Origin of the sequence: Parabacteroides distasonis, assembly GCF_004793765.1 — a bacterium.
Lineage (GTDB): Bacteria > Bacteroidota > Bacteroidia > Bacteroidales > Tannerellaceae > Parabacteroides > Parabacteroides distasonis_A.
On record NZ_SRYM01000050.1, the window covers coordinates 23,784 to 32,740 of the forward strand.

Annotated in this window: 7 protein-coding genes; 1 reads left to right on the plus strand and 6 read right to left on the minus strand. The window is 44.3% G+C overall.

Features of this window, described 5'->3' with window-relative positions; all coding sequences use genetic code 11:
• Positions 1-61: 61 nt before the first annotated feature.
• The 3 genes from E5342_RS14800 to E5342_RS14810 form a co-directional block, all read right to left on the minus strand.
• Positions 62-1,066 (minus strand): DUF4837 family protein, encoded by a 1,005-nt coding sequence (locus tag E5342_RS14800; protein WP_121736769.1) that lies wholly within the window; start codon positions 1,064-1,066, stop codon positions 62-64.
• Between the two features lie 197 nt (positions 1,067-1,263).
• Positions 1,264-1,947: a hypothetical protein gene (locus tag E5342_RS14805; protein ID WP_135959663.1), complete on the minus strand. Its 684-nt coding sequence runs from the start codon at positions 1,945-1,947 to the stop codon at positions 1,264-1,266.
• A 5-nt stretch (positions 1,948-1,952) separates the two neighbouring features.
• The gene (locus tag E5342_RS14810; protein ID WP_121736771.1) at positions 1,953-4,031 is read right to left on the minus strand and encodes an RNA degradosome polyphosphate kinase; all 2,079 of its coding nucleotides are present in this window, start codon (positions 4,029-4,031) and stop codon (positions 1,953-1,955) included.
• Between the two features lie 58 nt (positions 4,032-4,089).
• Here E5342_RS14810 and E5342_RS14815 point away from each other — a divergent pair, with 58 nt between their 5' ends.
• Positions 4,090-4,590 (plus strand): metallophosphoesterase family protein, encoded by a 501-nt coding sequence (locus tag E5342_RS14815; protein WP_121736772.1) that lies wholly within the window; start codon positions 4,090-4,092, stop codon positions 4,588-4,590.
• Positions 4,591-4,595: 5 nt separating this feature from the next.
• Here E5342_RS14815 and E5342_RS14820 read toward each other — a convergent pair whose 3' ends face one another.
• From E5342_RS14820 to E5342_RS14830, 3 genes are all read right to left on the minus strand, one after another.
• Positions 4,596-5,714: a hypothetical protein gene (locus tag E5342_RS14820; RefSeq protein WP_121736773.1), complete on the minus strand. Its 1,119-nt coding sequence runs from the start codon at positions 5,712-5,714 to the stop codon at positions 4,596-4,598.
• A gap of 62 nt (positions 5,715-5,776) precedes the next feature.
• Positions 5,777-6,622: a lipoyl synthase gene (gene lipA / locus E5342_RS14825; protein WP_121736774.1), complete on the minus strand. Its 846-nt coding sequence runs from the start codon at positions 6,620-6,622 to the stop codon at positions 5,777-5,779.
• A 3-nt stretch (positions 6,623-6,625) separates the two neighbouring features.
• Positions 6,626-8,800 (minus strand): S9 family peptidase, encoded by a 2,175-nt coding sequence (locus E5342_RS14830; protein WP_135959664.1) that lies wholly within the window; start codon positions 8,798-8,800, stop codon positions 6,626-6,628.
• Positions 8,801-8,957: the final 157 nt, after the last annotated feature.

Genomic DNA, 8,957 nt, shown 5'->3' on the forward strand with positions numbered 1-8,957 from the left:
AGGCATAAAGCCACACGTATATACGCATGAGGTTACGCCTATATACGTGAGAGAATCAATCCTAGTCCACGAATCGCAACGTAAACAAGGCGGCCTCCAGCCGGCGGATCAAGTTCGCCTTTTTTGATTCCGGGGCATAGACAAAGCTTTCCGCTACGATAACCCGCCCTTTTTTCTTGTCGAGCAGGGCATGGCTGACGAACGGGCCGCCCATCTTATCTCCTTCCATACGCCAAAGACCACGCAATACGCCGCAGTATTCGCCACGATAGGTGATCGGCTCGTAAAAAAGCTCGAAGCGCCTCTCAGTCTTCATATAAGAATTCGGGAAAGAGCCCGGTACGTTCCGCCTCACTACAGAATCGCGCATAGCGACCAGATAATCTTCGGTAAATGCTTCTTGGGTCGTATAAGGGAAGCTATAGACTAAAATATCAGTCCGTCCCTTATTGGCATTATTCGATCCCCAAAAGAAATCCGTTGTCTCTTTATAAGTCGACATATCTTCCGGTACAAATAACGAGATACCGAATCGGGACTTCAATTTCTCATTGATCCAACCGCTATGGCTCTTGGAAAGTCCGGTGATCCAACGCTCCCTTTCCACTCGATTGAAGTGATTGACCAACCGTCCCTCATTCAATAAAAGGAACTCCGTCAAAGCAGCGGTAGTCGGAGCATACAAAGTCACTACATTTTGCCCGCTGGCCCATTCGTCGGGACTCTCTTTAGTTCCGGCTTTCGTATACCGGTTCGGATCTACGGATACGATCAAGATATTTCGTACGTATCGTAATAAACCGGAAAAGCCCGAAGGCTCCGAATAGGTGACACGCATAGACGCTTCCGCTTGAGGCAAAGCAGGAATCGGCGCTCGCAATTGTTCTTGCAGCAACTCCCCCACCTCACCATTCCATGCGTCTCGATCCATTACAACCACTACCTCGAAAGGCCATCCGGTAGCCCGCCGTAGCGAGGTTACCGGAGAGGACGAAACCCAATCACAAGCGGAAAGCCCCACCATTAGGCTAAGGCTAATCCATAGTAGTACAATTTGTGTTCTCATAGCATTCCTAATTATTCGTTCTTAACAATTAAATCACACACCGCAAAAGTACAGGAAGGATCGTAAAGAGGGAAGAAATGGCACCGGACAAAGCAAGCGCACATCAAACAACTAATAATCACACACATAAACCATACGATGGGAGATAAACGAATAATATTGCCGGACAATCACGACAAACAAAATAACTTTAAGCTTTATAATAAACGGACATAGGCATCCAAATCCGTCTTTTCATCCAAGCCTAGACGTTTTTTTAAACGGCCTTTCGATTTGGTTAACGCATCCGGAGTATTATTAAACACGGATAGTTGCTCCTTTCGGGAGAAATTCCATTTGATCAAGCAACATATTTCCTGCTCATGGCGGGTAATACTGTATTTATTTCTCAGATCGGTTAAGAAGTTATTAAACAGAAGATCGGTCATACCAATAATCTCAGCCCATTCCTCTTTACTTGGATTCACATGGAGAGGATCATCTTTAAGGGCACATAAAAGCTTAGGTACATCCACATCTACTTTTCTGGTAGCATTGTCCAATAAGTTATTATCGCCGGAAAGAACAAGGATCTCTCTCTCCAACCACTCCATCTTCTGGAGATAGGCCGTCAGTTCCGTCTCGATCCGGTCATAAGCCTCCGAGCGAATGGCCAGAGAATCCCGTTCCCGCTCCAAACGTACGACTTGCTCTTGATAGGAGGCTAATTGTTGTTTATAGCGATACATATTCGCTTTATTCTGCCGAATGCGAGAACGGGCAGATTCATTTCTCTCCCGGATACGTCCCGTACGTACTCCCAACAAAAAGCTAAATACCACCGCCACGATCAAGGCTAAACAACCAGCCCCCCAATCGACAAATCTCCAGAACTCCCCCATCCCGGTTACCGTATGGATTTATTTTTCAGATAATCATAGATAGCCAATTGCGAACGCACTTTTACCGGATTGTCATCACACTTGAAATTATTACGTAACCTGGCATCCAGACGACAAGCCTTCACGTTATCGCTTAGCTGGATATTCAAGATATCGATGATTTCTCGCTTGATATCCGGATCCAAGATCGGGAAAGCTGTCTCAATGCGCCGGTTCAAGTTCCGACGCATCCAGTCCGCTGAGGTCAAGAACAGATCTTCCTGCCCATCATTATAAAAACACCAAACCCGGGAATGCTCCAAAAACATATCTACGATACGAGTCACCCGGATGTTTGCGCTGTAAGGTTGATCCGGTACCAGACAACAAATTCCTCGGACAATCAGATCGATCTCTACCCCCGCCTCACTGGCATGATAGAGTTCCTCGATCATATGTTGGTCATGCAGTCCGTTCATCTTTAATATGATCCGTCCTTTTCGGCCTTCCTGCACATGCTCGATCTCCCGCCGAATCCTACGAACCAATTCCGAGACCATATTGAAACGGGCTACCAACAAATGGCAGAAAGTAGGTTCTTTCATACGCCCTTCCAAAACAGCGAATACCTTATTGATATCCGCAATAATCTCAGTGTTCGAAGTCAACAGTGCCATATCCGAATAGATCTTAGCTGTCTTCTCATTGAAATTACCAGTACTTAAATAAGCAAAATCACGCCGTTTAAATCCCTCGGACGTATCCTTCCGAAGAATGACCGCAACCTTCGCATGCACTTTCAAACCCGGAATACTATAAATGATACGAATACCGGCCTGCTCCATACGCTCCGCCGTACTCATATTATTCTCCTCGTCAAAACGGGCTTTCAATTCCACGAATACCGTCACTTTCTTACCATTTTGGGCAGCACTGACCAGCGTATTAATCACAGCCGAATTCTCAGCCACCCGGTACTGGGTAATCTTGATCTCATCCACCTTCGGATCAAAGGCCGCCTCCATCAAGAAGCGGATCAAATAATCGAACGACTCATAAGGGAAATGCAATAAGATATCCCGCTTCTTCACAGCCTTGAATACCGACCCCATCTCATCGAGAAAAGGCACACGCATAGGCACAGGCGGTTGTTGCTCCAAATACTTGCCCGCCGGATTCGGTAATTTCATCAAATCCTGCAAATTATTATATCGTCCACCCAGCACCAAGTCCTCCGACGTAATACCAAAGGCATCGCAAACAAAAGCCAGAAAATCATCCGGCATCGCTTGATCATACATAAAACGGCTTAAGGCTCCGATCTTGCGCTTCTTCACCTTCTTACGGATATTCTCCACGATATTCGCCCGGCTCTCATCATCCAAATAAATATCCGCATCCCGGGAAATCTTGATGCTATAACAGCCATCAATAATATAACCGGGAAAAACATTCTGCAAATTCGCACGGATAATGTCGTCGATAAACATGATATAATATTTCCCGTCATGAGGAGGCAACTCAATAAAACGGGGAACTTTCGCATAAGGAATCTTCATCAACGCATAATGATACTCGGGTACGAAGCCCGGCTCATTCATCCGCTTGCTCCGCTTAATCATACGGATTACAAGGTAAAGCCGACGATCCCGGATGAACGTACGTATATCACCGGCTTGAATCATGACCGGCGACAGGAATGGGAAAACCTCCTCATTAAAGAAATTATGGACAAACTCTTCATGGAAAGGTTCCGACTTCTCATTCTGGTATAAGTAAACATTCTGGCGATTCAATTCCGGCAATATCTTCTCCGAGAAAATACGGTAATAGTCCCGTTGCTGGCGGTTCACCTCCCGGGTGATAGCCGCCAAGGTCTCTTCCGCCTCTGCGGCGCTCTCCTCCGAATAATTCTTTTTCATGATTACCCCCCGATGCTCCGCAACCCGGATCTCATAAAATTCTTCCAGATTCGAGGAATAGATAGAAAGGAACTTAATACGCTCATAAATAGGTAGCGTATCATCTTCCGCTTCCAGCAAGACACGGTAGTTAAACGACAACCAACTTAAGTCTCGTTTAAAATATTGATATGAATTCTCCATAATATTCTTATCTTAGGCGTGTAAATATAGATACTTTCGAGCAATAAAAGAAATTGTTATGATTAAAGTTGGATTGCTTTCAGACACCCATGCGTACTGGGATGACAAGTACGCTGAATATTTTAAAGATTGCGATGAAATCTGGCATGCGGGCGATATAGGTTCCGATCTTTTGGTCGCTAAATTCGAGGCATTGAAACCTTTCAGGGCCGTATACGGAAATATCGATGGACAAGTCATTCGCCTGCAATATCCTAAAGTAGCGCATTTCAAGGTAGAAGACATGAACGTTATGATGACTCATGTCGGAGGTTATCCGGGCCGCTACAATCCTGAGATCCGCAAAGAATTATACGATACACGACCGAATCTGTTCATCTCGGGACATTCGCATATCCTAAAAGTAGCATTCGATCGAAGTTTGAATTGTCTGCATATGAATCCCGGAGCGGCTGGTAAAAGTGGCTTTCATCAAGTACGTACCTTATTACGTTTCATTATAGAGGGAAAAGATATCAAAGATTTAGAAGTCATAGAACTAGGAAACCGGGCATTATAAGATGATTAGTTACCGCAGCAGAAACTCTCGGCGAAAAGAATCGTATTTTGCAAATAAGCGAACTCATTCTCAAAATATTCGCTAAACACCCCGGAATTCAAGTTCTCCTCGATTTGTTTCGCTGTCCAAAGCTTTCCGCTACGGCGCTTACATTGATTCAACTGCTCTTCCGTGCGTAAGCAAATAACATAGAGAGATACCAAATGTTTCACCTTCTCGTTCTCAAATGTATAACGGATCAGAAAGCGTGGAGCAATTGATTTATCTTGCGCCAAACTCCCGATAGTATTTTTGACCGTACTATCTATGCTATGTCGGAAGAGCACGTAATTATGGAACGGATAATCCATCGTATCTGGAGAGACAAACTCATCCTTACTTCGTCTCACCAGATATAACATACCATTATAAACAACGGCAATACGCACGATTGGATGATAATATTTCTTCGGTAAAGAGCGACTCACCGAACGGGCGATACAACCGATCACCTTTCCTTTGTCGTTCAATACGGGAACCCACATTTCCTTTTTCAAACTACCTCGCATCAAGGACAAACGTATTTGCTCATAAACAATAACCAAAACACCGATCACCAATCCCAACTCCCGATATAAGAAACGTTCGGTACGCATATTCTGCATCGTTTCCGGCAAGATACTATATAGCAAGATGATGAAAAGATGCAACGTATACAAGTTCTGTACCAACTGAGCGAGGAAATAGAATTCGTTTAAGGTAGTACGAAGCAAAGTACGTTTAAAAGAGGGATGTTTCGAATCGCGTATACGTCGTATGACCGTTCTCCTCGTGAACCCTACGATCGCTAACGCCACAACCAATAATACTTCCGAGATAAGAGGAGAGTATATAAACAACACTGGTTCAAGCTTGAGACAAAGAAATACGGAATATAAGACCAATGTGCCCGCCGATGGCAGAAGCATAAATTGATACACCTTATCCTTGCTCAACACTTGAAACAAAAAAATACAAACAAAACAGAAAGTAACCCCAATTATAAAAGATAATAAATAAGAAAAATAGTTGTCCAAAAACATGAACAACAACAACGGCAATAAACCTATTGCCTGATTATCTATACCTTTCTTTACTCTGTTCATTCCTTCCCCCCCTTAGTCCACTTTTATATTAATAACAACAAAGATTGTCAAAAGTTCATGAATCATATATGCTTTTCCGCATGGTACGACGAGCGCACCAGCGGAGCGCTCTCTACTTTCTTAAAACCTTTGTTAACGGCCTGTTGTCTATAATATTCAAAGCGTTCAGGAGTCACATACTCAGAGACGGGAATATTCTTGCGAGAGGGCTGTAAATACTGCCCGATTGTTAAAACGGAAACACCCGCTCGCAAAACGTCATCCATTAATTCAAGCACCTCATCCTCAGTCTCACCCAACCCGACCATGATACCAGTCTTGGCTACCACACCCCGCTCAGCGATTCGTCGCAAAACGGATAAGCTTACGTCATACTTAGCGGCGCTACGCACTTGCGGACTAATACGGCGTACAGTCTCCATATTATGGGAGATAATCTCAGGCACCGCATCCACCACCTGATCAACCAGATCCAAACGTCCTTGAAAATCCGGGATTAAAACTTCCACGGTCGTTTGAGGATTCACTTCTTTGATCGTACGGATCGTATTTACCCAATGAGAAGCACCCAAGTCTGGTAAGTCATCACGATCAACAGACGTAATCACCGCATGCTTGAGATTCATTAAACGGATGCTCTCCGCTACATTTGCTGGCTCTTTCGGGTCTAACGGAAGAGGTTTACCCGTTAGCGTATTACAAAAACGACAAGAACGGGTACAGATCTCTCCACCGATCATGAATGTAGCTGTTCCCCGGCTCCAACATTCACCCATATTCGGGCATTTACCACTTGTGCATATTGTGTGAAGGCAATGAGATTCAACAATACTTTTTGTCTTCGTAAATTGCTCATTTCCACCAAGCCGGATCTTCAACCAATCCGGCTTTCTTACATGCTGTGCCATGTTTTACAAATTATTGAATAAGTAATTGGCCATCTTCGTATACAAATGATAACGGGTATTACCACCGTATATACTATGATTCCGATCTTTATAAACATGCATATCGAACTGCTTACCCGCTTGAACCAAAGCCTCAGCATATTCCATTGTTTGCATAAAATGAACATTATCATCGGCGGTTCCATGAACCAACAATAACTTGCCTTGTAAGTCTTTCACCCGGCGTAACGGAGAGGTAGCCGCATAGCCCTCGAAATTCTCTTGAGGGGTACGCATGAAACGCTCCGTATAAACGGAGTCGTAATATTTCCAGTCCGTCGGAGGAGCTACTGCGATACCCACCTTAAACGTTCCGTTTCCGGTACTCAAAGCCATCAACGTGTTATACCCTCCGAAACTCCAGCCCCAGATCGCGATGCGATCCTTATCGATATAAGGCAACTTGCCTAACGCTTGCGCAGCCTCCACTTGGTCTCTAGATTCCAGCTCGCCCATTCTCAAATAAGTACATTTACGGAATGCCTCACCACGAGCGCCCGTACCGCGGCCATCCACGCATACCACGATAACACCGTTAGCCGCCAGATATTGCTCCCAATCAAAACCGTATTGGTCCAATACTTGCTGGGAGTTAGGACCGCTATATTGCGTCATCATCACCGGATATTTCTTCGATGGGTCAAAATCAGCGGGTTTTACGATCCAAGCGTTGAACTCATAGTCTGAAGCCGTATGCACCTTCATAAATTCCTTTTTGGCGAAAGCGTATTCCTTCAGCTTGCTTTTCAATGTGGCATTATCGACTAGGACACGTAATTCCTTTTTGGTCTTCGTCTCATTCACCGTAATCTTCGCCGGGGTATTCGCATTGGAATAAGTATTTACGAAATAAGCGAAATTGTCACTAAAGACCGCCTTGTTCATACCCTCTTCCGTAGAGAGTTTTGTCTTCACGCCTTTCGCGTCAATCTTATAGATAGAACGGCAGATCGGGCTTTCCTCGGCAGATTCATAATAGAAAGTCTTCGTATTCTCATCTACGCCTATGAACTTCGTGACATCCCAGTTCCCTTGGGTTACCTGACGTTGCATAACACCTGTCGGAGAATACAAATAAATATGGGAATAACCATCTTGTTCGCTCACATAGGTAAACCCATTGTTCAAGAACTGGATGGAAGTCAACCAATCAGAATCCACGTAGCATTTATTTTCCTCACGCAAGATCAAACGGAACACACCGCTCTTCGGATTTGCATAATACATATTGAATACATTCTGCTGGCGGTTCAATGTCATGATAGCCAACTGATCCGGATTCTGCGTGAAAGAAATGCGGGGAATATAGAAGTCGCCTTCTACCGGGACCTTCATCTCTTTCGTGTCTTTGGTGACTATGCTATAAGAATGTACGGAGACCTTTGAATTCTTCTGCCCGGCCTTCGGATATTTATATTCGTAATACCCCGGATAAAGTCCCTCACCATACATCTGCATAGAATATTCGGGCACCTCGGACTCATCAAAACGGACAAAGGCCAGATACTCGCTATCCGGAGACCACGCCATTAGATTTGTCACCGCAAATTCTTCCTCATACACCCAATCCGTGATGCCATTCAAAATCTTATTCAACTCACCGTCCTTGGTAACTTGTACCTCGGTATCAAAATCAAACTTACGTATCCAAATATTATTATCCCGCACGTAAGCGCACATACGACCATCCGGCGAGAATGTCGGGATCATTTGCTTACCCTTGGCATCGGAAATAGGCTTCACGTAATTGCGGCGCACGTCATAATCATAAACTACAGCCTTGGTAGAACGACGGTAAATAGACTCCGTATCTCTCCAAACCAAGATATGATGCCCGGTACTGCTGATTGTATATCCATCAAAATCCGTAAAGGTACATTCGCGCGCTTTACGGGCATTAAACAAGGTATCCAAAGGATTTCCCGTACGATAGGAATATTTAATGATCATACTCTTATCGGCGCTCATGGCTGTGTAGTGTTCTCCATCCGGCAGGGATCGCATCTCTCCGATAGCCGTCACTTGACGAAATTTCCCATCGGTTATTTCTTTTAAGTCAACATGCTTGCTTCCGGTTTGCGCGGCCACACTTCCGAATACGGCCAACGAAAGCAATAAACTAAAACCTAATCGTTTCATTTATACTCTTATTATTTCTGTTTGAGACGCAAAGTTAGCATAAAAAATGATACCACTAACAGGGATTCTCTATTTCCTCAGTACAACATGTAGGACAGCCATTGACATGATACAGATTTACTTCACACGCAATTAACAATTAAAAGAACGTGTGTAA

What these genes read in the sequence shown, in the direction of transcription:
- E5342_RS14800 (WP_121736769.1), bottom strand. Translation starts at nt 1,066, where the DNA reads ATGAGAACACAAATTGTACTACTATGGATTAGCCTTAGCCTAATGGTG.
- E5342_RS14805 (WP_135959663.1), bottom strand. Translation starts at nt 1,947, where the DNA reads ATGGGGGAGTTCTGGAGATTTGTCGATTGGGGGGCTGGTTGTTTAGCC.
- E5342_RS14810 (WP_121736771.1), bottom strand. Translation starts at nt 4,031, where the DNA reads ATGGAGAATTCATATCAATATTTTAAACGAGACTTAAGTTGGTTGTCG.
- E5342_RS14815 (WP_121736772.1), top strand. Translation starts at nt 4,090, where the DNA reads ATGATTAAAGTTGGATTGCTTTCAGACACCCATGCGTACTGGGATGAC.
- E5342_RS14820 (WP_121736773.1), bottom strand. Translation starts at nt 5,714, where the DNA reads ATGAACAGAGTAAAGAAAGGTATAGATAATCAGGCAATAGGTTTATTG.
- lipA (WP_121736774.1), bottom strand. Translation starts at nt 6,622, where the DNA reads ATGGCACAGCATGTAAGAAAGCCGGATTGGTTGAAGATCCGGCTTGGT.
- E5342_RS14830 (WP_135959664.1), bottom strand. Translation starts at nt 8,800, where the DNA reads ATGAAACGATTAGGTTTTAGTTTATTGCTTTCGTTGGCCGTATTCGGA.